This window comes from Roseovarius pacificus (assembly GCF_900142665.1).
GTDB lineage: Bacteria > Pseudomonadota > Alphaproteobacteria > Rhodobacterales > Rhodobacteraceae > Roseovarius > Roseovarius pacificus.
The window spans coordinates 62,997-88,615 of sequence record NZ_FRBR01000011.1; the positions used below are offsets into that span (position 1 = coordinate 62,997).

18 protein-coding genes are annotated in these 25,619 nt (G+C 61.1%); 4 read left to right on the forward strand and 14 right to left on the reverse strand.

Going from position 1 to position 25,619, the window contains the following annotated elements; all coding sequences use genetic code 11:
• Nucleotides 1–24: 24 nt before the first annotated feature.
• Genes BUB53_RS16210 through BUB53_RS16225 form a run of 4 tightly spaced genes read right to left on the reverse strand, consistent with a single transcriptional unit; the run spans nt 25 to nt 10,826 of the window.
• Nucleotides 25–1,344, reverse strand: coding sequence for a hypothetical protein (locus BUB53_RS16210; RefSeq protein ID WP_073035934.1), 1,320 nt, complete (start codon nt 1,342–1,344; stop codon nt 25–27).
• On the reverse strand, nt 1,341–1,919 hold the full coding sequence (locus BUB53_RS16215) for an SCO family protein (protein WP_073035935.1): 579 nt from the start codon (nt 1,917–1,919) through the stop codon (nt 1,341–1,343). The genes BUB53_RS16210 and BUB53_RS16215 overlap by 4 nt, the downstream gene beginning before the upstream one ends.
• Complete coding sequence (locus BUB53_RS16220; protein ID WP_143163248.1) at nt 1,916–3,748, reverse strand: hypothetical protein; 1,833 nt, start codon at nt 3,746–3,748, stop codon at nt 1,916–1,918. The genes BUB53_RS16215 and BUB53_RS16220 overlap by 4 nt, the downstream gene beginning before the upstream one ends.
• A complete protein-coding gene (locus tag BUB53_RS16225; protein ID WP_159437851.1) occupies nt 3,729–10,826 on the reverse strand; it encodes a hypothetical protein in 7,098 nt (2,365 codons plus the stop codon). Before BUB53_RS16225 ends, BUB53_RS16220 begins: the two co-directional genes overlap by 20 nt.
• Nucleotides 10,827–10,973: 147 nt before the next feature.
• On the opposite strand from BUB53_RS16225, the gene BUB53_RS16230 reads away from it, so the two are divergent.
• Nucleotides 10,974–12,017 (forward strand): trypsin-like serine peptidase, encoded by a 1,044-nt coding sequence (locus BUB53_RS16230; protein ID WP_159437852.1) that lies wholly within the window; start codon nt 10,974–10,976, stop codon nt 12,015–12,017.
• 91 nt (nt 12,018–12,108) lie between these two features.
• Here the strand turns inward: BUB53_RS16230 and BUB53_RS16235 are convergent, their stop codons facing one another.
• The 10 genes from BUB53_RS16235 to BUB53_RS16280 are packed head-to-tail and all read right to left on the reverse strand — an operon-like array spanning nt 12,109 to nt 23,015.
• Nucleotides 12,109–12,828, reverse strand: a complete 720-nt coding sequence (locus tag BUB53_RS16235) for an SDR family NAD(P)-dependent oxidoreductase (protein WP_073035943.1) — start codon at nt 12,826–12,828, stop codon at nt 12,109–12,111.
• A 4-nt stretch (nt 12,829–12,832) separates the two neighbouring features.
• Nucleotides 12,833–15,031, reverse strand: coding sequence for an alpha-ketoacid dehydrogenase subunit alpha/beta (locus BUB53_RS16240; protein ID WP_073035944.1), 2,199 nt, complete (start codon nt 15,029–15,031; stop codon nt 12,833–12,835).
• A 29-nt stretch (nt 15,032–15,060) separates the two neighbouring features.
• On the reverse strand, nt 15,061–16,224 hold the full coding sequence (locus BUB53_RS16245; protein WP_073035946.1) for an iron-containing alcohol dehydrogenase: 1,164 nt from the start codon (nt 16,222–16,224) through the stop codon (nt 15,061–15,063).
• A 44-nt stretch (nt 16,225–16,268) separates the two neighbouring features.
• Nucleotides 16,269–16,595, reverse strand: a complete 327-nt coding sequence (locus BUB53_RS16250; RefSeq protein ID WP_073035948.1) for an AtuA-related protein — start codon at nt 16,593–16,595, stop codon at nt 16,269–16,271.
• Nucleotides 16,592–17,929 (reverse strand): acyclic terpene utilization AtuA family protein, encoded by a 1,338-nt coding sequence (locus BUB53_RS16255; protein ID WP_073035950.1) that lies wholly within the window; start codon nt 17,927–17,929, stop codon nt 16,592–16,594. Before BUB53_RS16255 ends, BUB53_RS16250 begins: the two co-directional genes overlap by 4 nt.
• Nucleotides 17,930–17,980: 51 nt before the next feature.
• Nucleotides 17,981–19,249 carry a hydroxymethylglutaryl-CoA reductase, degradative gene (locus BUB53_RS16260; protein WP_073035952.1) on the reverse strand — a complete coding sequence of 423 codons (1,269 nt, stop codon included), beginning with the start codon at nt 19,247–19,249 and terminating at the stop codon, nt 17,981–17,983.
• A 31-nt stretch (nt 19,250–19,280) separates the two neighbouring features.
• Nucleotides 19,281–20,045: an SDR family NAD(P)-dependent oxidoreductase gene (locus BUB53_RS16265; RefSeq protein WP_073035954.1), complete on the reverse strand. Its 765-nt coding sequence runs from the start codon at nt 20,043–20,045 to the stop codon at nt 19,281–19,283.
• A gap of 10 nt (nt 20,046–20,055) precedes the next feature.
• Nucleotides 20,056–21,399, reverse strand: a complete 1,344-nt coding sequence (locus BUB53_RS16270) for a TRAP transporter large permease (protein WP_073035956.1) — start codon at nt 21,397–21,399, stop codon at nt 20,056–20,058.
• Nucleotides 21,392–21,970, reverse strand: coding sequence for a TRAP transporter small permease subunit (locus BUB53_RS16275; protein WP_073035958.1), 579 nt, complete (start codon nt 21,968–21,970; stop codon nt 21,392–21,394). The genes BUB53_RS16270 and BUB53_RS16275 overlap by 8 nt, the downstream gene beginning before the upstream one ends.
• A 7-nt stretch (nt 21,971–21,977) precedes the next feature.
• Nucleotides 21,978–23,015, reverse strand: coding sequence for a TRAP transporter substrate-binding protein (locus tag BUB53_RS16280; protein ID WP_073035960.1), 1,038 nt, complete (start codon nt 23,013–23,015; stop codon nt 21,978–21,980).
• 131 nt (nt 23,016–23,146) lie between these two features.
• Here BUB53_RS16280 and BUB53_RS16285 point away from each other — a divergent pair, with 131 nt between their 5' ends.
• The 3 genes from BUB53_RS16285 to BUB53_RS16295 are packed head-to-tail and all read left to right on the forward strand — an operon-like array spanning nt 23,147 to nt 25,601.
• Complete coding sequence (locus tag BUB53_RS16285; RefSeq protein ID WP_073035962.1) at nt 23,147–23,845, forward strand: GntR family transcriptional regulator; 699 nt, start codon at nt 23,147–23,149, stop codon at nt 23,843–23,845.
• Nucleotides 23,846–23,871: 26 nt separating this feature from the next.
• On the forward strand, nt 23,872–24,651 hold the full coding sequence (locus tag BUB53_RS16290; RefSeq protein ID WP_073035964.1) for an SDR family oxidoreductase: 780 nt from the start codon (nt 23,872–23,874) through the stop codon (nt 24,649–24,651).
• A complete protein-coding gene (locus BUB53_RS16295; protein ID WP_073035966.1) occupies nt 24,651–25,601 on the forward strand; it encodes a 3-hydroxyacyl-CoA dehydrogenase in 951 nt (316 codons plus the stop codon). Before BUB53_RS16290 ends, BUB53_RS16295 begins: the two co-directional genes overlap by 1 nt.
• The last annotated feature ends 18 nt before the right edge of the window (nt 25,602–25,619 follow it).

Genomic DNA, 25,619 nt, shown 5'->3' on the forward strand with positions numbered 1-25,619 from the left:
GCATTGTTTCGGCCACATGCACCCTCACTCCGGCTGCCCGCCTCCCGTTTCAAACGTGACGGATTGAAGGATCACTTCCTCTGAACCAGCCGGTGTGCCTGTTGGAAATCCGATCCCGAGGTCCGGCCGCGAGACGGCTCCCACCGCAGAAAGCAGACTCGTCCGGGTGAGATCCCGACCGGCAATCCGGAGAGCATCGTGCAACACCTCACCGATCAACACGGCATGGGCTCGTATCACCTCGATGTCCTCGGCAACTGCAAGGTCGAGCGCCGTTGTCTCGTGGCGTCCGACAACGACCGTCCCGTCGAAACCGTCAAGCGAGTTGAGTAAATCGACGACATGCGCCCCCGGAACATAGATCGCCCGGGGCCTGCCGATATCCTGCCATGTCAGGGTGCCGGGGTTTCCGGACAGGAAGAACGCACATCCGGCATGTCCCTCCAAATCGCGCGAAACCTCCAGAGACGCCCGGTTCTTTGGAACAAGTCGTGCTTGCACGTCCCGAAATTCCGCCTCCGTCGCAGTCAGGAGAGAGAGCTGTCCGCAGCCATCAGTACCCATCTTGTCGATGAGTGACCCAATAACACGTTCCCGCGATGCGTAAAGACTACGGATCAGGGTGTGATCGTCGTCTTCGGACACCGCCGCAAGTGGGAAGAGAACCGGGATACCGGAGCCGGTAAAATGGGAATGGTCAAACCGGCCTGAAGGGACAGGAGACAACACCGCAACGGTCTGACGCCGCGCCTGATCCACGATCGACGGAAGATCACCCACAAGAGGCCGCAGTTCCACCCGCCTGCCATAGAGACCATTGCGCGGAATTTTCGCCGCAATCACAGCGTCGAGGTTTTGAATCAGGCGACGCCCATAGGCTTCGTGACCCGTCGGAACGGGAACGCCGAAAACGATCCTGTCCGGATGGATGCCTGTCTTCTGCTCTGCCGTAAGCACAGAAAGATATGCAACCAACGAGCCCAAGGTTTCATCGTCGAACTCATATCGGGGCATCAGGTGGCTGATCCGCTTGCCCGACGGTGCAACACCGATTGCGAGCAGATCGCTGAACGACCCCCTGTCATAGGCGGGCCTGCCATGTGCAGGTCGGGAAAGATACTCCCACGCTATCGGAGGGGCATCGCCCTCTCCCCCACCGCGTCCGTCGCGGCGGTGGCATGTTCGGCAAGGGAAGCGGGATGCCTCAACCTTGTTGCTGCCTATGGCAGCATGTCCCGGCACTCCGGCCAGACCTTCGAAAACGGCGCGGCCCGGACCCGGAGGATCGGCGACACCCGGAAACGCCCAGAAACTCAGAAAGATGACCGCCCGAAGCAGCGTCATGCCTCGAAACTGTTGAGCATTCGGATGAGTTCATCCGCATCGGGCATCGACAGAGAGCGGAAATAGCGGCCCGATCCGATCTCTCCGACCAGAAACACCGGATCGTGAAACTCGATATCTGCAACATTCGCATCAGCCGCTTTGAGGATTTCGGAAATCACGGCTGGCGAAGAGGTCAGCCAATGCCATTTCTCACTGGCGCCAAACGCCTCGGCCGCCTCCCGCATCTTTCCGGGCGTATCATGGGCGGGATCTATGGTGATCGTCAGGAGGTGCACCGACCTTGTCACCTCATCTCTGCGATCATCGACGAACTGCAAAATCTGGTTGCCAAGGGGGCAGATCGACTCGCATGTCGTATAGCTGAAGTTGATCACGACAAGCGCGTCCCGATCTATATCGCCCCGCAACCGAAATGCGCGGGCGGACGCATCGAGCATTTCGGCATCGGGCAGGTCAATCCGCGCCTCCTGAAAATTCTCGGGGCCGGATTGCCCAAACGTGGTGAACCCGACAACAGCGGCGGCAATGGGCACGGCCACGAGGATGGAAAACAGAATTGTTTTACGAATCATGACGATACCTCGAGTAATACAGCACTTTTGAGATGAAGATTCTCCGGCAGGGCGAGTGGTTGCAGGGCATAGGGCCCGGGATGGGGAAACCGCACGCGCCCCCTCAGCTTGCCATCCGGTGCACGCAGAGCGGTCATCCTGCCGATCCAGGAGGATGACAGGCTGGGCATCAGAAACTCGACGCGATCGACGGCAATCGGATTGCCCGAACTGTCGTGGAAGGCCAGCTCGATCTCGACATCCTTGCCTGCGGGAACATGGCCCTGTCCGGCATCGACACTCAGGGTAACCAGGTTCGCCTGCTGCATGTCCACCGGGCCGCGCACCCTGAAATCGAGACAGGCGGTCATGCCGCCAATGCCTGTCGTCAGGACAAGTTCGTGATCTCCCCCCGGAACAAGAGCAACGGTTTCGAACACGCCAGGGTCAGTTTCGCGAAAACTGCGGTCAATCACCGCGACACGCGACGGGACACCGCCGCGAAGCCGGACGGAATCCATCGGAGGCATCTCTCCAACCGCCTGATCGTCGTGAAGCAGCCACCCCGTTTGGGTTTCGGGCGAGACGGCAAGCACCTGTGGCGATGGCCAGAGAGGAACCAAAAGGCCCTCCGTGCTCCGGGGCTGCGCCGATTTACGGGCGAGGTCGATCTTTCGAATCTGCGCCCCTCGTCCGGGCGAGACCGAGGACAGGTCGATCAGACCGGCAAAACCGCCGTCCAGACTCAGAAGATAGGCCGCATCGTCGGTAAAAGTGACCTCGGCAAGTGTGCTGTCGGTCAATTCGAGCGGCTGAACCACTTCGGCCCGTGCAACGTCAATCACGACGGCGGCAGCGCCGCCGGGGGTGTATGCGATAGCATAGCGGCCATCCGGGCTGGCAACGACACGCCTTGCCTTGAAACCGAGCGGGACGTCGATGGAGTCGCCCGGTGCGTCCGGATAAGCGATCCGTGCCACCCTGCCGGATACAGGAACAGTTATTGCCGAACCGTCCTGAAGAAGCGCGAGATCGCCGAGAGGCTCGAATTGGGGGGCATCGACCACCGCGCGGCCTGTTGCACCATCGAACACCAGAAGCCCGCCCTGATCGGCAAAGGCGGCCAATAATGGACTTTCCGGTTCGCTGGACTTGCGAAATGTAACGGCGCCATCCCCGACACGGCGAAGGGCATCCGGAGCGTCGAAGGGAAATATGTGACCATCGACCCGTCCGACCCAGATACCGCGTTCGTTTCCTCCTGCAACATCGGACAGCGGTGGCTGACGTTCGAAATGCTGTTTCAGAGCGCCCGTCAGCAACGACAATGACGATATTCCCGCCCCTTCGGCATTCACGAACAAAGCCCGAAAACTGCGTACGTCCACCGCCATGGCCAAGGGACTCCCGTCGAGATTGGCGGCCGCGATCATGTTGGAGGATTGCAGGTTCAGCTTGGGGTCAATAACGCCAACACTGGCGTCTTCGTTCAGCGAAACAAGCAGGATACCGTTCAGGTCAACCGACCCGACCGGCGGCTGCGCCGTCACCCGAAACGCCTGAGCCGCCTCTTCACAGCTTGTATTTCCCTGTGCCTTACTGCGGACCCACCCCGCAACAGTCAAGCCGCGTGGCGCTCGTCCGGTCGTGACATCGGTCAGCGAGACACGCAGCCCGACCGCTGTTCCCGCCTCGGGCCTGACAGGGCGGTGCGTTTCGGGATCGAAGAAGTCCAGCTCCGCAGCAAGGCTCGCCCGCGCGTCCTGTGCCCCGGCGATTTCAGGACCGACAGCCAGCGATATGACCGCCACGACCAGCGCAGCAATAAACCTAGTTGCAGGATGTATCATCGGTATCCAGCCTGCCGGAGGGCACGACATCCAACAGGCCCCATGTTCCACCGGAGCGAAGATGCAAAGGCCCGTCGAACCAGAGATAACAGCCTTCGCGCATGACTTCTGTCAGCGATGCGCTCATTGATTTTCCGGGCGCCAGCAAGGCGGAATGCGGGAATCCGAAATCCGGAAACAGATCGTCGTAATCCTGCGCAATGGTCACGAATGCCCGCTGACGCGCCCGCCCACCCGGATGCACGAGATGGATGACGACTTCTTCTCCGGCTTCGGCGCGCAACACCGGCGTTGCCGCATTGGCCTTGAACACACCATCGCTGAAATCAAAGGCGTTCAGGTTGTAATGGCGCTCAATCGTATCGCTGTTACCGTTTCGTCCGCGCAACACCCGCCCGAAGCTGGCGCTGCGATAGTTTACGCCCTGATCGCCAAGATCATAGCTGTCGTCGCAAACCTCGCATTCGGCGACCAGGCTGGGCGTGACCGCCGTGGAACTTCCGGGGGGCAGATAGCCCTTAAAGATGTCCCCGGTATCGCTGTCGCGCAGGTTCAGCCCGTCCTGCCAAAACAACGTGAACTGGCGGATCGGATGCGTCGTTCCGGCAAGGTCCGTTTCAATCCTGCTGATCCAGACGGGTTGCGATTTCATCGGCGCGGCAACGAAATGGCCCGGAGCGATCTCGGTTCTTGTTTGCCCATCCTCCAAAGTCGCGCTCTTGGGCATGATGTTGACCGACCCGAAAAGCCCATGCGCCCCATGTCCGATGATATCGCCCATCGACTTTATGGGAAGTGCGCCATAGGCATAGGGGATGAAATGGACACCATCCAGAATTGCCGCCTGCGCGTCGCCTGTCAGGTCATCGAGAAGCGCCTGCATAGCCCGATGCCGGTCGGCGGGCAGAATGTTACGCATGACCTGAGGTCCGCTGGCGGCAAGCACACCGATATCCACCAGACGGCTACCGACATGGAACACCGCCTCCGATTGTTCGCTGGGGGTGATCTCGCCAAAGGCAACGAACCCCTCGGATTCAGCGGCAAGCCTGATCTGCGTCCATGCGGTATCCGTCGAACCGAAAGCAGAGCCAAACGCCTCGGAAACCTGTTCTATCGGATCGAAATCCAGATCCTTCGGTGCCGATGCCCGACCCGCGTAGAAAGTCAGAAGTTCGATCTGGCTGTTTCGGGGACTGTCAGGCATATCCATGCACTCATCCGCCGCGCCGCCGCCACCCGGCACCGGGCAGATCGACAATGCCGGATCTTCCACAGCCGGTATGCCCGCAAGCGCCCATGAGCCATTGCCACCGAACGGCATGGCGACATTCTGGCGGTGGTTCAGGACAGGCAAAGGAAAGGTCAGCGCCAGCCGCGCCGAGGGGCGCAGATTGACCGTTTCGGTCTGTTCGAACGTCCATGGCTCGTTTCCGTCGCCTTCGGTATGGCTCCAGACCGGTTCAACATTGAGCGGCACGATGGGCGGCATTCGTGCGTCTCCGAGATCGTCCCAAAGCCCGCTCGGATCGCCCTCACCCGTGTCGCGCAGCGCATTCAGGACGGCGAGTTTTACGCAATCGCCCGCATTCACCGAAAGGACGAACGGTTCGGGGCGGTCGTATTTCCGGATTATCGCCTCGCTGATGGTCGAAAGCCTGATACCCTTCCAGCGCTGCGTGTTACCAAGGTCTTCCGGCGTCACGCTTGCGGGATTTTCCGGCGCAAGAAGCTCTCTTGGATCGACGAGCGCCAGAAACAAGCCGTTCCGGTCGTAATAGCGCGGGCCGTATGGGGTGCCCCAGTCTCCCGCCTCCGAAAGGTGGCCGAACACCGTGCTGGCTTCGATTGCGACGACGGCGGCATAGACACGCGGCGCCTCGTTGGCGCAGCCGAATACCTGCGTCGGCGGGAAGGTGGCGAGAGTGGACGCAATCGCTTCGTTCCCATCCGCAAGCAGCAGCCGACGACTGTTTTCAAGCGCCACGATATCCGTTTCCCCGGCGTTCTCGTGGACCCGGAACAAACCCCAGGCGCCGTTCCACAGGGCATCTGACGACCCGAAGTGAAGCAACGTGTCCGACGCGCGGTCCTGAAGCGAGGGAACAGCCTCGAGTCCCGTCGCCTCCTGCCGGAAAACACCCTGAAACTCGAAATGCTCCGAGATACCGACTTCCTGCGCGGGGATGCGCCCGGTTGCGTTGAAACATTCGCCCAGGAAGGTTTCATATGCGTTCCAGTAGTCCCGGTCGCCCGCATTCGCGAACGCTTCCGGCCCCAGACGCAGCCACATGGAATACTGATCCGGTCGCCCCATGCGCGCTGCATCCAGACGGGTGCAGGCATGGGTCAGGGTTCCTGCCGCGGTAATGTCGTCCAGTATCGGACTGCCGGCGGGAAAGGCCTGATCGATATGGCGCGGCCATGTGTACCCTTCCAGCGTGAAGGTGTGCTGCACTTCCTGCGCACCTTGTATCAGGCGGAACTGCACCTTGTCGCCCGACAGGCTTTCAAAGACCGGCGTGGCCGGATCGCCATGCACCGCCGACAGGAAGACATTCGCCATGTCGCCCCGATCTCCCGGGCGCTGTTGTCTGACCGAACAGGTTTCACGCACACCGGTTTCCAAAGAGGCCACCCAGTGATCGAGCTCCTTCAGATCACAATCCTCGCCTTCCATATTACCTTTGCCCACACGCAGGGGTATGGGCTCCCCGCGATAGTTGACGAGGTAGGGATCGTGGTGATCGACCGAAATGCTTTCGGGGCGCTGCGGTGCGACAACGGGTTTGGCGAGCGGCGCGGCAGGATCTGCGTCCGGGTCATAGCCTGCCGCCTTCTGGCGGTAGGCCATCATCTCCTTGCGCAGATCGTCGAACTCCGTTGCGACAATTTCAACGCCGGGGCTGATATCATGCCCCGAGATATCTCCCGGACGTCCATTCGCGATCCATGCCGGAGCCGCGTTTCCGGCGGGTGCGAAAAACCTGGTTGGATCACTCTCGTCTGTCGCGATTGCCGATCCACAGATATCGCGCAGCTTCTCCGGATCGTCCTGATACCTCGCTTCGCAGACCAGCGTCCCCATACCTTTGAACGTATGCCCTGCCGTTCCGTTCAACGCCGCATCGAACTCCGCCGGGTCCAGCCTGTCCCTTGGATCGTAGAGCAACGCAAAATCGGCCACCGCAAGCGCGAACTCTCGATATGTCCGATCCTCGATGCTGCCGGGACCATTCAGAGACCCGGCCACCGCCTGATCAATCAGCGCCTCGTCGAACCTGTCCACTATATCGGGGTCGTGAATCACCTTGCGCGCACCGACATCGCTGTCGTCAGCAAGAACAAGGGCACGGTCGTTCCTCTGGTCGGTGCATCCGCTGGCCGTGCCAATGCTGTTTGCGGGACAGGTCTGCGAACGCTGTGGCTCGATGACCAGCGCAGTGTAGAAACCGTGCTGCTGAATCGAGGACGGACCGAAATGATCGTGGCTGAAAACGGTCTTCAGCGTCCGGTCGGCAAAACTGTCGCCATCTCCATCGGCGCGCGTCGCGCTGAGGATCGGATCGGCAAACCAGCGTTGTACCGTTGTCTGGAAAAGCTTGCGGTTTTCACCCTCCTGCAATGCCTTGCGCCAGATATCCTTGAACTCCTCCGCAACTTGCCACTTGCCGTCTTTTTCAACGCACAATCCCTCTGCCTCGCGCAATTCCAGCGCGGATAGCGGCCGGTTCGGATTGGTCGCCGCACCGCCGTTCTTCGCGGCGCAGATTCGCAACGCGATTTCATCCGGCGCAAATGTACCGTCCTCGTAATTGAACCCGTTGCCCGACCCGTCGGACGAAGTGACATCGAACTTCACAAGGTGAATGTGCTGGCCGATCGTATCGGTTGGGGTCTTCACCTGGAAATCGTCGAGTTCCAGTTCTTTCGGCAACTCATTGGTATGCCGGAATTCGATGCACTCACCTGAAAGCGCGCGGAAGAAGAACGGCTCTTCACTCGCACTGATCACCGGAGAAATCCGGCGCTGACTGGCAATATCCGCATTCTTGTACTTGCCGGAATTGCGGGTGAGTACGTTGATGCGTGCCTGCGGATCGTGCCAGCCCGCACGGTTGGTCACCAGATCGAGCTGTACCGCGGACGCCTCATAGCGCCGATACCCGACGACCGCCGGATCGGCCGTGAAAACACCGGCAATTTCGGTATCCACAAGGAACGGGTCCGCTTCGGTAATCTGTATCGGACCGATGATTTCCTGCTGTGTGCCGTCATCACCGACCGTGTAGAGTTTCGGGCGATCCTTCGGCGTGGCGTCGGGGTGCACGCGTTTGACCCATCCCGTCACCTCCAGCGCAGTCGCTTTCTTGCGGTCCGCCTCCGGGATGATCGTGGTCGAGAGATCAACGTCACCATCGACGAAGAAAACGGTTCTCTGCTGGTGCATGTAGGAATCCACAGCTTCCGTGACGCTGCCGAGCGTATCAGGAGCGCCGCAAGGATCTGCATAAGGGGCACCGGGTTTACCCGGAGCACCATTCACCGAATAGACACCACCCGGCGACGTATACCCACCCAATACCGGATCGTAAGTGCTGGGTGATCCGTCAGCGGCCTTCAGCGTCAGGCCGGAACCGTCATGATGAAACGCCATCGCCGCGCGCTCGAGCGGCGTGCCATCGTAATCGAGCAGGTTCAGGTCCATCGTCTCGATCTTCATCGACATGTCGCCAAGCGCCAACGCCTTGGCGACAATCTGTTCCTGTCGGATTTCGCGGTCCGTTTTCTCGCCGCCATTCAGCGCATCCTCGAACTCCGCCGCCGTTGGGACGGGATCGAGGTCAGGAACCTCGAACGGAAAAATGCGTTTCCCCGCATTCACGACATGCCGGGGAAGACCGCCGTCAAGGAATTCATCGCCCGGTTCCGAGACCGGATTCCGCGCAATATCCATCGGTGGCTGCGGAGGCCGATGGCCGGGCTGTCCGGCAATGTAGAACGGATATCCCGGCATGGCGTCGACGGTGTCCGTATCGGCCGGCGTATCCGGATCGCCATAGGTGGGCAGTACAGGCCAGGGCTGTCCGGGAAGTGGGACCACAGCCGGGATCGGAGTGCCAAGCTGGCGCGCCAAAGGAAGACCATCCGCATCGGATGCAGGAGCGTTCCAGGCGCCGGTCACCGGATCGACCGAGCCAGGACGGCTTAACTCACGGATTTCCTTCTTCATCTCCGCCAGCGACAGGGATGGCTCCCACTGCCCATCGGGAAGCTTGCGGCTTCCGTCTTCCAACGTATCGTGGACGCGCCATAGCTCCCACATGCCTTGGGCGAAATGCGGATAAAGGTGGCAATGAAAGATCGAATCCCCGACCGTACGGTTGCGGTTGCCCGAACCCAGCGTGTCATACCAGCCGGTCTCGCCGTCCTCGCCACGGCGGTAAATCTCCATCCCGCCGCCGTAGATGCGATATGTGAACCCTTGCTGAGGCGCCACCGTCTGCGAGTCGAGATATGCGCCGCGATTGGCGTCGTTGCCGCTGAACCACTGATGTGCATGGAGGTGGAAAACATGAGTTTCTTTCGGACCGGCATGAAAATTCCGAAAGACGACCGGATCGTTCAGATAGGAATGGTGAACGTTCGACGGATCTTCGCTGAATTGCTCCAGCAATGCGGGATCTCCGTTTGCCCATGACGTCAGAAAGAACTCTTCATACAGGCATTCGATGCAATCCGCGGCGGGGCCGATTCCCTTGCGGTTGGCAAGAACCATCGCACCCATACCGCTGGAACCATAGTTGATCGCGAAACCGTCCTTCACCCCGGCAAGCTGACCTTCGGCGAAAAGACCGAGTTCTTCGTAATTTCGGGTCACGAACGTCTTGAGCTCATCGTGGAAGAAAACCGAAAACTCGCGGTAGATAACGCCTGCCCTGTCAGGATCGCCGTCATATTCCGGAGCGCGGTGAACGATCGCGTTCAGATCACTGTGGACGATTTCATACGCATCGCCGTCCAGTTCGCGCAGCATGTTGAGGATCGGAACATCACTCGGCCCCAGAGCCTCATACGGCGCCATGTCTCCGGCGTTCGTCACCGCATCGAGCTGACCATCTTCCAGACGATCAACGCTCCATGCCGCATCGAAGGCCGCTTTCGAAACCTGGCTCCGGTACCATTGGGTATCCGCCGGTTCCGCCACCACGGCACCAAACAGCCCGTGGGTCAACGAACCACCATCGCCCTCGCCCCCCGATGGTGCTGCGGTCGAAGCCAGAAAATAAGGCCCTTCGCGCTGAATGGCATAAAAACACTCGACAGGATCACCCTGAACGACCGGCGCCAGCCCGATACAGCGATCATCAGGGCGCCCATCGGCCTGTTTGTCATGCGGGTTCGCCACTGCGCGCAAACCCTGGATCGCAAAATTCACGCTTCTGGTGCGGGGCCAGTCTCCACCCTCCGGGGCGGACTCCGGCGACTCCGCGGTCTTGCTTGCGTCACAGGTGGCTTCGCCATGATCGACGCGTGCCTTGTCTCCCCAAGTCACCCAATCGCGCAGTTTCGTCAGAAGAGTGTCGGCCCCGTCCGGTTGCTTACGACAGAACGTCTCGGAAATGCCAGGCGCGGCCTCTCTCAGCAGGTTGTCCAACCGGACATGCAACAGATCACCGACATTTGCCCGCAACGTGAGGGGGCGCGGGCGCTTGCAATCCCTGAGCCGGACTTCACCGGGCCTCAGCGGGCTGCCACCGGCCTCGGTTCCCAGCAAAGCGTCGCAAGCATCGGCGGTGTAATGTTCGGGCGCATCGCTCATCGGTGCAACGTCACGCCGCAGCGCAAAGATCATCCCATAAGGATTGAACGAACCGAACCGATTGTAGACCAGGACCTGATCCAGCGCGACGACATCAGCACAAACCGTTCTCTTCAGGCTCAAGTCCGCAACTTGGTCATGAACGGGTTCGCAGTTCATCGCTGTGCTGTCGTCACTCTCGGCGGCGACAGTAAAAGGTGCTGAAACGAAGACAAAGCAGGCGGCAAATGCGCCCTTGAGGAAAATACGGGACATGAAAAATAACCTCGGGCAGTAAATAAGTTACGCGCGAAATACATGCGCACCACAACCAAAGCCTGCCCGATATGTTATGTTTCTACTATAGCGAGCGAATCTATTTACGTCAAAGAGTGTTGTTTCGACGATTCCAGGGAGGGTTGCATGTCTGATCGCCGATTGAATTTCGAAGAGCGCATTCTTCGGAGACTGCCGCGAAGTCCCGCAAACGAAATCATCTCACGCCGACGCCTCCGGGACAGCAGGCTCGACATTGCGCGCATCAACCGGCTAATGGACCGGGTCCGTGCCGGTGAGACGCTTGACGAAACCGAGACGATCACGCTTTTCTCGATCATATCGCCCGAGCTGCGGCCCGCGATCCCGGTGCTGAACGATCTTCCCGAACCGACGGACCATCCCCTGTGGCTGGACCTGAACGAAAGCGCAACCCAGGACATACTGGGAAAGGTCTGCAAGGCGACCGGACGGATCGAGTACAGTTCCGGCGCAGAGTTCAAACCTTACGGAAGCGGCTTTCTCGTCGCGGACGACCTGATCCTGACCAACCGGCATGTTGCGGATGTGTTTTCGATGTCGGTGCGCGGTATCGGGCATTTCCTGAAGTTCGGTTACGATGTGAGGATCAATTTTTGCCGCGAAATCGACCGCTGGGATACCGATCCGACCTGCACCAAAACGATAACCGAGGTGCTGATGCTGCACCCGTGGTTCGATCTCGCGCTCCTGCGGATTCAGGAAAAACCGGACGGCGCAGAGCCGCTGTCCCTGGCTGTCGCGGATGCTGACACAATTCAGGATACACGCGTTGCAGTCGTCGGGTATCCCTCACGAAATCTGGACGAGAACGTCGATATCCAGCGGCAGGTGATCCGGGAATTCGACAGCAAGCATGTTTCGCCGGGCTTCGTGGACGAGGTCGCCGTAAAATCGTTTGACGGCAAGACCGGGCGGGCGATCGGGCACGATAGTTCCACACTTACGGGAAACTCGGGGTCACCGGTTGTCGATCTGCAAACCGGCAATGTCGTCGGCCTGCATTTCAGGGGAAATGCCGATGGCCTGAACTGGGCGGTACCTGCCTCCGATATCGCTTCGGATACCCGCATCATAGATGCCGGGATATCGTTCGATGGCATCGCTGTGGCACAACAAGGCCCATGGGATACCGCCTGGGCCGTCGTTTAACGGCTGGCGGTCATGCGCAGGTGTTTTACCCCGGCAATGGCAGGCCGGTCGCCTGGCCGCCGGATATGCCTCGGGTCGGCTCCGACCCGCTTCAAACCATGTAGACGCCGCCGTTCACGTCCATTGTCGCGCCGCACATATAGCTTGCCGCTCCGGAACACAGGAAAACGATTGGCTTCGCGATTTCTTCGGGTTTCGCCATGCGGCCGATGGGGATCGACGACGCATCTATGTTGGAGGAGTCCACCATGACCGTCGCTGTCGCTCCGGGGGCAACGGCATTGACATTGACACCATGAGGGGCGGCCTTGGCCGCCATCCATTTGGTCATGGAAATGACACCACCCTTGGCCGACACGTAATGCGGACTGGCACGCAACCCGCCCATGCGCCCGGCAACCGACGCCACCAGAACCGCTTTGCCGTGTTTTTGCGCGATCATCCGGGCGATGGCGGGCCGCATGACATTGATCACCCCCTTGAGGTTGATATCGACCACCCGGTCAAAGGTATCGTCCCAGTCCCCATCGTTCCAATCGTCCCAGGGGCAAAAACCGGCATTGGCAACAATGGCATCCAGCCTTGGCTGCGCGCCGATGAACGCCTCGGCTTGCGCGCGGTCGCGGATATCGAATGCCGCCGTTACCACACTGGTGCCAGCGTCGCGCAGTTCGTCGGCCAGATCGTCGCAACCTTCAAGATCGCATAGCGCCAGATCGGCCCCCAGGCCGGAAAGGATACGCGCGGTTTCCGCCCCGATGCCCCCGGCAGCACCGGTGATCAACACGGTCTTTCCTTCGAATGACAGCATGGCGTTACACGGCCTCCTTTCCGGGTTCGGGCAGGGCGCTGTCGCGCAGCATGGCCAACAATTCCTTGGTGATGTCGTCCTCACCGGCCAGCGCCGCACGCTCCAGCACCCGCGAAACGGTCGGCGGCGCCCAAGCCCCGGTGACACGCTTGACCGGCTGATCGAGATAATCGAAAAAGCGCCGCTGAATCTCGTCCACCAGAAACGCCCCGAACGCAGCCCCGCGCGTGGTTTGCTCGATGATCGCGACGCGCCCGGTCTTGCGCACGGACTGCCCGATCAGGTCATAATCAATATCGCGCTGAGACAGGCTGCGCAGGTCGATCACATCTGCGCCGATCCCCAGGCTGGCCACCAGATCCTTGCAGGTCTCGACCATACCGAGCGACGTCAAAAGCGTCAGATCGCGGCCTTCGGCCACGCGCTTGGCCTTGCCGATAGGGATGTAATAATCCAGATTCTCCGGCACCGGACAGCGGCGTTTATGCAGCGCTTGCGGCTCGATGATCAGAACCGGATCGTTGCAGCGCATCGCGGCATTCATCAGACCCACATAATCGAACGCGTTCGACGGCGCGAGGATATGCCAGCCCGGAAACAGCGCGAAAACGCTGGTCGGGTCCATCGAATGCTGCGATCCGTACCCTTCCAGCCCCGGAAGCCGACACCGCAACACCATCGGAACCTGCGCCGTGCCGTTGAACAGATGCCTGATCTTGCCAGCCTGATTGAACAACTGGTCCGCCGCGACAAGAAAGAAATCGCTGTACATCAGCTCGACGATGGGCCGCAGCCCCGACATCGCCGCCCCGACGGCCAGTCCGCAAAATCCGTTCTCGGTGATGGGAGTGTTGACGATCCGGGTATCGAAGAACTCGGACAAGCCGCGCGTCGCACCGACGGTTCCGCCCCCCATATTCGCCACGTCCTCGCCGAACAGAACGATACCGGGGTCGCTTTTCATCGCAGCGCCCATGGCGGCGGGGATCGCCTCGATGAACGTCATCTCGCGCATCTGTTCGGACGAGAAATCCTCTGCCTCCGCCGCGCGAAGCCCCGAGAATTCCGACATGTCCGAGGTCAGGTGATCGTCAACGCCCGCAGGGTCGGGCCAATGCCCGGCGGGGATCGCCATGGCCGATCCCTTGCCCTCGGTACAACTGTCCGCCGCCGCCTGCATCGCCTCCGACACCGCGGCATCGATGGCGTTCAGTTCGTCCTCGCTGACGATACCGTGCGAGATCAGCTTGTCGCAGAGGAATTCCCAAGGGGACCGGGCGCGCCAGGCCTCCTCCTCCTCTTTGGTGCGGTATCCGAACACACTGCCCGGAAAGGGCGATGACTGATGATAATACCGATAGACATCCGCCTGCACGAAGGCTGGGCGGCCCTGTGTGCGAATGTGATCTTCGGCCCACCGCGTGGCCAGCCAGACGGCCAGAGGGTCCATTCCGTCAACATGAACGCTTTCGATACCATGCGCGCAGGGGCGGGTGTTCAGGTTGGTTTCGAAAGTGGATTGTTCAATCGTCGTCGAAACGGCATAGCCGTTGTTTTCGCAGAAAAACAGAACCGGCAGACGATAGAGCGCGGCAAGGTTCATCGCCTCATGCGTTGTGCCCTGATGAACGGCCCCATCTCCGAAGAACGATACCGTGATCCGCTCGCCGCCCTGCTGCTTTTCGGCGAAGGCATGACCGCAGGCTATCGGCAAGCCCCCCGCGACGATGGCGTTCGTACCCATCACTCCCAGATTTTCCCGCCGCAAGTGCATCGAGCCGCCACGCCCACCGGTCCAGCCATCCTTGAGCCCCAGAATTTCGTGCATCATGCGTCGGATTTCTTCGCGCATCTCGTCCCGCAGGACAGGCTCCGCCGATGGATCGTAATTGTCTGTGTAAAGCGCATTCACGATCTTGGCGACGACCTGATGATGCGCCCGATGAGAGCCGTTCATCATCGTGTCGATGGGCAGCGCCGCAAGGCACCCCCCTGCCCCACCTTCCTGCCCCAGACTGGAATGCGCCGGGCCGTGAACCAATCCGCGCTTGTCCAGCGACAGGATCGTTTCCTCGAACCGGCGCGCGGACAGAACCAGCGTGGTAAGCCGCTTGGCGTCTTTCGTCGATAGCTGCGCCCAATCCGAGTCCTCGGTGACAAGGCGGCGCATGCCGGTTTTCATTTCAAGCTGGGTGAACTTCATCCTCGCCTCCTGCCGGTTCGGGTACGCATTCAATAGGCCGTCTGCAAAAGGTTCAGGAATTCCTGCTGCGTGGTGTGGCGCGGGTTCCAGCGGTTATAGTTCAGCGCATGGCAACGCTCTGCGATCTCGGGCAGGGCCGCCTTTTCGACACCGATATCTCTCAGGCGCGACGGCACGCCCAGATCATCGCAAAGGGCCTCGATTGCGCTGATGGCCCGGCGCCCGGCGGTCAACTCGTCACAGCCGCGCACATCCTCGCCCATGGCCTCGGCGACCTGCGCATACCTGCCGGGCGCGGCGATGAAATTGAAGCGCGCGACATGCGGCAGGCAGGCGGCATTCGCCAACCCGTGAGGCACCGGGTAAAGCCCGCCAATCGCCATCGCCATGCAATGCACGTTCCCGGTTCCGGTTGTGCCAAAGGACATGGCCGCCATGGAGGCCCCGCACAGCATATTCAGCGCGGCATCGGCATTTTCCCGGTTCGCGACATAGGGGCGAATGTTCCCCGACAGGACCCGCATGGCCCTGAGGTTCCATGCGTCCGTGAACGGGTTCGCCAGTTTCGACAGGTAGGATTCAAAAGCGTGAACAAAGGCATCGACCCCGGCATGAACCGCAACATGGCCCGGAACCGTCGCCACCACCTTCGGGTCGAGAACGGCATGGGCCGCAGGACCGAACCGGGCATGGCGGATCGCCATTTTCACATTTCGGGAGGTATCGGTGATAACCGCCGCCCCCGACACCTCCGAACCCGTACCCGCCGTCGACGGGATCACGATCAATGGCAGGGGCGCGACATCGAAGGCATCGACCCCTTCGTAATCCGCGATACACCCACCATTGGTGGCGACAATGGCAGCCGCCTTGGCCACATCGATCGCGCTTCCTCCGCCAATGGCGATGACGGCATCGGCCCCTGCGGCGTTCAGCACATCGAGCGCGCCGTCGACATTGATATCCTTGGGTTCGGGATCGACACCCGAGAATTCGCAGAACTCGACACCGGCCCTTGACAGATCGTCAATCAACCGCTTGTACGCCACCCCGCCGACAAGCGCCGGATCGACGACCATCATCACCCGCGACCATCCCGCCCCGGTCACGATCCGCGTCACCGCCGCCAGTGCGCCATGCCCGAAATGCAACCGTGTCGGGCAATGAAAACTGACGATGTCACCTGACAACATGGAAAATCCCTCCCTTGAAACCGGCTCGCTGTCTCGGATTCATGTCAGCCCCCGTCGCGATCTGTGCTACTGCCAATCGGCAGGCCAAGCAGCGCCGAACTCATGGATTTGCCATGCGTATCCAGGGTCAGCGATCCGACCACCCCGCCTGACAACGCATCCTCCAACACGAAATTCAGCGCCCCGAGCGTCGGCACCTCATAGCGCGTGACCCGGCCCTTCACCTTGTCGCGCAAGAACTCCGCCACACGCTCCTGTGTCACTTCACGACAGAGCAAATCGTAATCGTCAGGGTCACGGGCGATGACAGCGATATTCAGGGTGTTCCCCTTGTCGCCGCTTCGGCAATGGGCGATGTCTCGCAGGATCATGTGGGCTGTGCCTCGTAAAAGGTGACATCGGGGTCGACAACACGCTCATCCAGCAAGGCAGAACACAGCGACACCGCTGCACGCACAGATTTCCATGCCCCGCCACCGCCGGCCGGTCCGTTGGTGTAAAGCGCCTCGACCTCCTGTCCGATCATGCTTGCTGCATCCTTGTCGTCGCTCCGGCCAATGGCGCGCAGGCGCACCTCGTTGGGGGCCGCCGCAGCCCCCGGCAAAGGCCCGTGCAACGCATCGACACCGATCAGATCGACCCGGCCTTCGCGCAAACCCAAAGGCTCCAGCCGCTGCCGGATGACCGAGCGCGCCAACTCCGCCCGCGCCACCGCGCCGGGCCCGGCATAGGAAATCTGTCCCTCTCCAATATATCCGTCATGATAGCTGATCGTGGCCTTGACCTTGCCGGTCCGGGGATGCCCGGTTGCGCCGGTCACACGTACATGATCGGGGCCGATCTGTTCGACTGCGACGTTCGAGAAATCCGCGATCACGTCGGGCTGAAGGTATCGGGCCGGATCGAGAATCTCATACAGGATCTGTTCCTTGACGGTGGCGGGCCGGATCGCGCCGCCCGTGCCGGGCAGTTTGGTGATTTCGACACCACCTTCGGCGTCGATCAACCCGATGGGAAACCCCAGATTGGCGAGGTCCGGCACATCGTTGAACCCCGGATCGGCAAAGTACCCGCCGCATATCTGGCCTGCACATTCCAGAAGATGCCCCGCCAGCGTCCCCTTGCCCAGCCGATCCCAGTCATCCATTCGCCATCCGAAACGGTGAATGAGCGGCGCAAGAAACAATGCCGGATCAGCCACACGACCCGTCAGAACGACATCGGCACCGTTTTCCAGTGCCCGAACGACAGGACCCGCGCCGATATAGGCATTGGCCGAAATGACACGCGGTGCGATATCCGCAAAGTTCAGACCGTTGTCGAGATCGGGCAAGGCCGACCGGCAATAGGCCAGCACATCGTCCCCCGTGACAGCCGCAACACACAGCCCTCCGACACCCAGTTCCGTCGCCAGCCTGGCCACATGGCGGGCAGCAGCCAACGGATTGGCCGCGCCCATATTGCTGATGATCCGCGTCCCGTTGGCCTGACAAATTGGCAGAACTGCCCGCATCCGGGCCTCGAGATGCGGATCGAACCCGCCTTCGGAATCTGACAGGCGGTTCAGTTGCGCCTGAGCGATGGTACGCTCGGCTAGGCATTCGAAGATCAGAAAATCCAGCTCTCCCCTTCGTGCCAGATCGACAGCCGGTCCGATCCGATCCCCGGAAAAACCCGCGCCTGCACCTATTCTGATCGCGGTCATTTCAATGCCCCGCCATGCTCGCAGAAATGCCTGGCCGTGATCTGAACCGGGTCACCCTCGCAACTCCTTCAGCAGCCGCGTTGCGGTGCGTTCGTTAATGTCACCGCTGGCCTTCATCGCCTCGGCAATCCGGACAATCTCGTCACCTGTCGCACCGGCCGTAATCGCGATGTTCTGGGCATGCAACGCCATGTGCCCTTTCTGGATGCCATCCGTCGCCAGGGCCCGCAATGCGCCGAAATTCTGCGCCAGCCCGACCGCCGCCACCATGCGCGACAGTTTCTCGGCGCTGTCTGCGCCCATGATCTTCAAGGCAAGCTGCGCAACGGGGTGAATACGTGTGGCCCCGCCCACGATCCCCAGCGACAAGGGAATCTCGATCGACCCCGCCAGATCGCCGTTCGCGGTCTTTTCCCACCGGGTCAGCGGGCTGTACTGCCCGGATTGTGCCGCGAATGCGTGCGCACCGGCCTCGATGGCGCGGGTATCGTTGCCGGTTGCCAGCACGACAGCGGACACACCGTTCATGATACCCTTGTTATGCGTCGCGGCGCGATACGGGTCGATCACGGCGAAATCCGCCGCCTCCAGCATCGTCTCCACCACCTCCGGGCCGCCGATCTCGTCAGCGGGCCACACGGCTTCGGCCCTGACGATGCGCCGGTCGGCAAGGTTGGACAGGATGCGCAACAAGGACCGCCCGCCGACCCAGTCCGCCAGAACCGGGGCCAACCGCTCGGCCATGGTGTTCACGGCATTTGCCCCCATGGCATCGCGCGTATCCACGATCAGATGCACGACCATGACAGTGCCCTTGCGCCCGTTCAGCAGGCGAACATCCACATCCTGAAACCCGCCGCCAAGTTCGACAAGCACCGGGTCGATATCGTCACAGAACGCCCTGATCTCATCGGCTCTGCGCAAAATCTCGAGACGCGCCCGATGCGGATCGGCCACATCCAGAAGCTGTATCTGCGCAATGGTCAGCGACCCCGCATATGAGGTGCGAAACCCGCCGGTCGAACGACAGCGCCGCGCCGTATTGCACACCGCCGCGATGACCGAGCTTTCCTCGGTTGCCATCGGAATCAGCACGTCCTCGCCATCCACGATCATGTTTGTGGCCAGACCAAGGGGCACCGGCATGACACCGATGGCGTTTTCGATCATCCTGTCCACCAGATCGTCAGGCAAGGCGTCCAACCGGTCCAGTGCGCCAGTCGCCCCCTCGCCCTCGTCAATCCAATCCGACAGGATCCCGAGCCGCTTTTCGCGGCTGAGGGTTGCAAACCCGGACAGTCTTGAGGTGCGTTCGCTCATTTGATTTCACCTTCCATTTCAAGGGCAGGCGTTACGCCCGCATCACAAACCCGCCATCCACCGGGATCGCCGTACCGGTCACAAAACGCGAGGCCGCAGTGCTCAGAAACAGGATGGTTCCGGCAATATCCTGCGGGTCCGCCCATCGGCCAACCGGAGTTCTGTCCCGAACGCGCGCATCCAGATCGGGCATGTCCAGCCGCGCCTGCCGGGTCAGCGCCGTGTCCACCCACCCCGGAAGAACACAGTTCGCCCGGATTCCATCTTTGGCCCATGCCGCCGCCAGACTGCGGGTAAGCTGAACGACACCGCCCTTGGCCGCGGCGTAGGGCGCTGTCATATCGTTGGCCAGAACCGACAACATCGACCCGATGGTGACGATCCGCCCATCTCCCGACTGGCAAAGCTGCGGATAAAAGGCCCGCGCCGTCACGAAGGTGCCGCGCAGGTTCGCATCCATGACGGCATCCCAGTCTTCGAGGCTCAGATCCTGCGGCGCGCCCCGCCGGTTGATCCCGGCGGCGCAAACAATCGTATCGACACCGCCCATATGCGCCTTGGCCGTTTCGGCCAGCTTCTCGACGTCGGCCTCATCCGATGCGTCGGCGGCACAGAACCAGACATCCTCCTTGTCCGCGAGATGCCCAAGCGCCGCCTCACCGCGGTCTTTGGAACGCCCCGAGATCGTCACCCGCGCTCCGGCTTCCAGAAAGGCCTGGGCAGCGGACAATCCGATGCCGCTCGTCCCGCCCGTGATCACAACGCACCGTCCCGTCAGATCGAAAAGATCACTCATGCGAACCCCCTCAATTGACGGTCACGCCCGGCAGCCAGAGCACCAGCGCCGGAAACAGAATACACAGCAAAAGCCCCAGAATCTGGATCAGAACAAAAGGAACGATCCCGGCATAGATATCGCGGATACCCAGCTCCGGCGGCGCGATGCCGCGCAGGTAGAACAGGGCATACCCGAAAGGCGGGGTCAGGAAAGACGTCTGAAGGTTCACCGCAACCAGCACGGCAAACCACGTCAGCGTGATAGCGGAGTTCTCGAATCCGAAATCCAGCCCCGCGATGATCGGCGCGAAAAGCGGCAGCACCACATAACTGATCTCGATCCACTCGAGGAAAAATCCCAGAACAAAGATCAGCCCCATGATCAGGAAAAGCGTCTGATAGGGCCCCGATGCAATCGCCATGACCGCGTCTTCGATCATGTAATCGCCGCCAACACGCTTGAAGATCGCGCTGAACACGGTTGCGCCGATGGCCACGGTCAGGATCATGGCCGTTGTCAGCGCTGTCTCCTGAACGCAATCCACAAGGTTTTTCCACGTCAGTTGCCGCATCACCGCCGCCAGGATCGTGGCCCCGAGGGCGCCGATGGCCGCCGCTTCGGTCGGTGTCGCGACACCCGCGACGATGGACCCCAGCACACCGAGGATCAGAAGCACCGGGGCGATCAGGTGCTTGACCAGAACGGCCAGCGCCTCCAGCGTCGAAACCTTTTCCCCGCGTTCGCTCGGAGGTGCGATGGACGGGTCGATATGCGTGGTGATCAGAATATAAAGCGCATAGAGCCCACCGAGGATCAGGCCGGGGATTACCGCCCCCATGAACAAATCCCCGATGGAGATTTGCAGGATATCCCCGACCAGCACCAGCATGATCGAGGGCGGGATAAGAATACCGAGCGTCCCCGCCGAGCAGATCGTCCCGGCTGCCAGCCGCATGGAGTAATTCTGTTTCAGCATGACCGGCAAGGCCATCAGCCCCAGCATGACCACCGAGGCCCCGATGATCCCGGTACTCGCGGCCATCACGACACCGACGATCGTCACCGACAGGGCCAGCCCGCCGGGGCGCTGCGCGAACAGGCGTTCGAGCGCAAGGAGCAGATTCCTGGCGATATTGGACTTTTCCAGCATCAGCCCCATGAAGACGAACAATGGCACCGCCATCATCAGCCAGTTCGTCAGGGTGCCGGTAAAGATCCGCGATGAAATCGTATTGAGAAAGATCAGCGGCACATCACCGATGAACGTGAAAAGTATCCCCACACCGGCCAGCACCAGCGCAACGGGATACCCCGTGAAAATGCCACCGACGAGCATCAGCACCATCGCGATCGGCAAAATGTATTCAGTCATGCTGTCGGTCTCCGCGCGCAAACAATTCGCCAAGATGCATCAGGATTCGCCCGATCCCCGCCAGACCCAGAAAGACAAAGCCAATCGGCAGGATGGCCTTGATCAGATACCTGTCGGTCAACCCGCCGTAATCCGATTGCTCGCCGGTGTTATAGGCAAACTCGACAAAGCCCAGGCTCAGCCAGCCGATGATGATGCAGAACGGCATGAGGAACAGAAGGTCGCAAACCAGATTGACCCCGGCAGTGACACGCGGTGAAAACCGCGCCGACAGCATATCGACCTGAACATGCGCATTGCGCGACAGCGCATAGGACATACCCAGCATCACGATGACCGCCTGAATATGCCACTGCAATTCAGCCAGCCCCGTCAGGGTCAGTTCCGAGCCGAAAAGCAGAATATCCACATCCCATCTGGCGATCTGGCCCCATTTCATCAACGAGCCGACGACAGCCAGTAATACCAGCGCGATCATCGGCAGGAGCAGCCAGGCCGCAAGACGACCGGGCCATGCGCTTGCCTCGACAAGCGCATGACCGACCCGCTCCAAAGTGGAACGCCGGGTCATCTGGCAATCACTCCGAAGGTGCGGGGATTGTCTGCAGGTTCGACCAGATTTCGGCGTTGGCAAGGTAATCCTGAATGGATGCGTATGCCTCGGCAAAAATCTCGTCATTCGCGGCTTGTTCTTCCAGAACCTCGTTCGCAGCAGCCCTCAGAGCTTCAAGAACCTCGTCCGGGAACCGCCTGGTCTCGACACCCTGCGCGCGGAACTCCTCGATGGTAGCGCCTTGCGGAGCGGGCGCGGTCGCAAGCGACCAGGTCACCGTCGCACGGCAAGCCATCATGATCTGGTCCTGGGTCTGCTCGTCAAAGCCGTTCCAGACATCCATGTTCACGATCAGCGAATTCCAGCTCGCGGGCTGATGCCAGCCGGGGAAATAGTAGTATTTCGCGATTTCCGAGAACCCGAGGGCCTTGTCCACAACCGGCAGCGAGAATTCCGTCGCGTCGATACGGCCACGTTCCAGAGCCACGTACAGCTCCCCGCCCGGAATCAACTGCGTTGAAACGCCCAGCTTGTTGAGAACCTGACCGCCCATACCGGAAATCCGCATGCGAAGCCCCTTGAGGTCTTCCACGCTGTTGATTTCCTTGTTGAACCAGCCGCCCGGCTCGGGTGCCGTCACGTGACAGGGCAACAGCTTGATATTCAGCGGATCATAGGCCTTCTGGACGATTTCAAGCCCGCCCCCTTCCCACATCCAGCCAACAAACAGATCGGGGCCGGGGCCGAACGGCATGGAACCTGCCAGCGAGGCCACTGGGATCGTACCGCCCCAGTACCCGACATAGTCCCAGCCCGCCGGGATCGCGCCCGAGCTCACCTGGTTCAACACCTCCAGCGCCGGAACCAGATCGCCCGCGCCATGAACGCGCAGCTTGACCTCGCCGCCGGTCGCGGTTTCGATATTCTGGGCCAGAACCTCGGCACCTTCACCAAGAAACGTCAGATTCTTTGGAAAGGTGCTTGCGACATCCAACGTTTCGGCCTGCGCCGGAACGGTGGCCGCCGCGGTCAGAGCAGCCAGTAAAGTTGCCTTTAATTTCATAATATTCCTCCCTTTATCCCTCCCGGAAAATCCGGGTGCATCGCGATCGTGGATTGCGGGGTTCACTTGACTTCCTCGGCCCTACACTGCAATCTGAGATCGCAGATCAACGATAACCATAGAAAAACAATATGCAAGACGTTTCCGAGACTCGCCTGACCTTCAAGGCTGCCACCCTGAGGCGCGACAGTCTGCAACAGCAGATTTACGATCACCTCCGCAGCGACATCATGACGGGGGTGTTCAGGCCAGGTGAAACACTCTCCAGCCGCAGCCTTGCCACCGAACTCGGCGTCAGCGCCATGCCCGTCCGCGAAGCACTGACACGCCTGACCACCGAAGGCGCATTGGAGCTCACGACCAGCAGAACACTCCGCCTCAGGCTCCTTACCCCCGAGGATTTCGACGAAATCACCGCCATCCGAACCGACCTGGAAGGCATGGCCGCCGAACGGGCCGCCGAACAGATAACCGGCGATTCACTGGCCCGGATCGGCAAGCTGAATGACGACCTGACTGCCGCCGCCAATAGCGGCGATGCCGACAGGTATCTCAAGGCCAACGCCACATATCACGCCGAAATCTACAAGATATCGGGCTGGCCGCTTTTGCTCAGCATGATCGAACGCCTCTGGCTGATCGTCGGCCCGTCGATCCGGACATGCGTACCCGACCGCGACCATATGGCGACATCGCAGGGCTTTCATGATGCGGTCATGACCGCCCTGACCAAAGGTGATGCCAAGGCGGTACGCGCCGCGATTGTCGATGACATCCAGACCGCCGCCCATGACATCCGTGCGTTTCTCGCCTCGGGCCAGAAACATTGAACGAACGCAGTGAAGGACATAACACGATGACAGCTCCGGCCACCCTCACACCGCCCCCCGGGCTGCGCGTCCTTGTGACCGCAGGAGCCGCCGGGATCGGCAAATCCATCGCCGAAGGTTTCGCAGCCGTCGGCGCACGGGTCCATATTTCGGATGTGGACGCCGACGCCGTCAGCGCCACATGCTCGGACAGGATCACCGGCACCGTCGCCGACGCCGCAAACGAAGATGCGACGCGCGACCTGTTCGGCGAGGCCCGTGAAACCCTCGGCGGTCTTGATGTGCTGGTGGCCAATGCCGGCATCGAGGGGCCGACCGGCCCGATCAGCGATATCAGCGCCGGAGACTGGGACAAAACCCTCGATATCAACCTGAGGGGGGCCTACCTTGCCGCGCGCTTCGCCTCCGAAGACCTGATCGCGAGCCGCGGCAGCTTCATCGGCATCGCCTCGGTGGCGGGCCGCCTGCCCTTTGCCTACCGGACACCCTATGCCGCCTCGAAATGGGGTGTGGTGGGGCTCGCGAAAAGCCTCGCCTCCGAACTGGGTCCACAGGGCGTGCGGGCCAATGCCATCCTGCCGGGGATCGTCGAAGGCCCCCGAATCGACCGGGTCATCAATGCCCGCGCCGAACGCCTTGGCCTGTCCTACGAGGAAATGCGCGAACGCAACCTCGAAAAAGTCGCCCTTCGCCGCATGGTCAGCCCGGATGACATCGCGGCGATGTGCCTGTTCCTCAACACCCCCGGTGGCAGCAACATCACCGGACAGGCGCTGAGCGTCTGCGCCGGCGTGGAGACCCTGTGATGAAGCAAGCCACGAAAACCGCCATCATCGGCAGCGGGCTGATCGGCTGTGCCTGGGCCGTCGCCTTTGCGCGGGGGGGCTGCACCGTGGCCCTCTACGATCAGAACACCGCCGCCGCCGGACAGGCAAAGGACACGTTGACCAACCTCGCCTCCGAACTGGAAGAGGCCGACATGCTGAACGGCCAGACTGCCCACGACATCGTGCAGCGCGTCGGCATTGCGAACACCCTGGAAAGCGCCCTGTCCGGGGCAGCCCATGTGCAGGAAAACGTCCCCGAAAAGCTGGACATCAAACAGCAGGTTTTCGCACAGCTCGACGCAACGGCCCCGCCGGATGCCATCCTGGCCAGTTCCACCTCGGCGCTCCTGCCCTCGGCCTTTACCGAACACCTGACCGGGCGCCACCGCTGCCTTGTCGCTCACCCGATCAACCCGCCCAGCCTGATTCCGGCGGTCGAGATCGTGCCGGCCCCCTGGACCGAACCCGAGGCGGTCGAACGCTGCGCCGCGCTGATGGAGCGGATCGGCCAGAAGCCCATTCGGATGACGCGCGAAATCGACGGTTTCATCATGAACCGCCTGCAAGGCGCCCTGCTGCAAGAGGCCTTCCGCCTCGTCGCGGACGGCATCGCATCCCCCAAGGATGTCGATACCGGCCTGCGCGACGGGCTAGCCCCCCGTTGGGCGCTGCTTGGCCCCTTTGAAACGATCGACCTGAACGCCCCCGGCGGCGTCCGCGATTATGTCGCCCGCTATGGCGCAATGTTCGAAACCATTGCCGCCGGACAGCGCGAAACCCGCGACTGGACAGGCGACACGCTTGACCGGATCGAGCAGTCATGCCGCGCAATGCTTCCTCTGGATCGGATTCCCCAGGCCCAGGCCGAGCGCGACAGTCGCCTGGTGGCCCTGATGAAACATCTCGGACAGCGCAAAACAAACACCTGAACAACCCCGGAGGCCCCG

Bases quoted from the DNA above. Each gene is read 5' to 3' on its own strand.
- BUB53_RS16210 (WP_073035934.1), bottom strand. From the start codon at position 1,344: ATGACGCTGCTTCGGGCGGTCATCTTTCTGAGTTTCTGGGCGTTTCCG.
- BUB53_RS16215 (WP_073035935.1), bottom strand. From the start codon at position 1,919: ATGATTCGTAAAACAATTCTGTTTTCCATCCTCGTGGCCGTGCCCATT.
- BUB53_RS16220 (WP_143163248.1), bottom strand. From the start codon at position 3,748: ATGATACATCCTGCAACTAGGTTTATTGCTGCGCTGGTCGTGGCGGTC.
- BUB53_RS16225 (WP_159437851.1), bottom strand. From the start codon at position 10,826: ATGTCCCGTATTTTCCTCAAGGGCGCATTTGCCGCCTGCTTTGTCTTC.
- BUB53_RS16230 (WP_159437852.1), top strand. From the start codon at position 10,974: ATGTCTGATCGCCGATTGAATTTCGAAGAGCGCATTCTTCGGAGACTG.
- BUB53_RS16235 (WP_073035943.1), bottom strand. From the start codon at position 12,828: ATGCTGTCATTCGAAGGAAAGACCGTGTTGATCACCGGTGCTGCCGGG.
- BUB53_RS16240 (WP_073035944.1), bottom strand. From the start codon at position 15,031: ATGAAGTTCACCCAGCTTGAAATGAAAACCGGCATGCGCCGCCTTGTC.
- BUB53_RS16245 (WP_073035946.1), bottom strand. From the start codon at position 16,224: ATGTTGTCAGGTGACATCGTCAGTTTTCATTGCCCGACACGGTTGCAT.
- BUB53_RS16250 (WP_073035948.1), bottom strand. From the start codon at position 16,595: ATGATCCTGCGAGACATCGCCCATTGCCGAAGCGGCGACAAGGGGAAC.
- BUB53_RS16255 (WP_073035950.1), bottom strand. From the start codon at position 17,929: ATGACCGCGATCAGAATAGGTGCAGGCGCGGGTTTTTCCGGGGATCGG.
- BUB53_RS16260 (WP_073035952.1), bottom strand. From the start codon at position 19,249: ATGAGCGAACGCACCTCAAGACTGTCCGGGTTTGCAACCCTCAGCCGC.
- BUB53_RS16265 (WP_073035954.1), bottom strand. From the start codon at position 20,045: ATGAGTGATCTTTTCGATCTGACGGGACGGTGCGTTGTGATCACGGGC.
- BUB53_RS16270 (WP_073035956.1), bottom strand. From the start codon at position 21,399: ATGACTGAATACATTTTGCCGATCGCGATGGTGCTGATGCTCGTCGGT.
- BUB53_RS16275 (WP_073035958.1), bottom strand. From the start codon at position 21,970: ATGACCCGGCGTTCCACTTTGGAGCGGGTCGGTCATGCGCTTGTCGAG.
- BUB53_RS16280 (WP_073035960.1), bottom strand. From the start codon at position 23,015: ATGAAATTAAAGGCAACTTTACTGGCTGCTCTGACCGCGGCGGCCACC.
- BUB53_RS16285 (WP_073035962.1), top strand. From the start codon at position 23,147: ATGCAAGACGTTTCCGAGACTCGCCTGACCTTCAAGGCTGCCACCCTG.
- BUB53_RS16290 (WP_073035964.1), top strand. From the start codon at position 23,872: ATGACAGCTCCGGCCACCCTCACACCGCCCCCCGGGCTGCGCGTCCTT.
- BUB53_RS16295 (WP_073035966.1), top strand. From the start codon at position 24,651: ATGAAGCAAGCCACGAAAACCGCCATCATCGGCAGCGGGCTGATCGGC.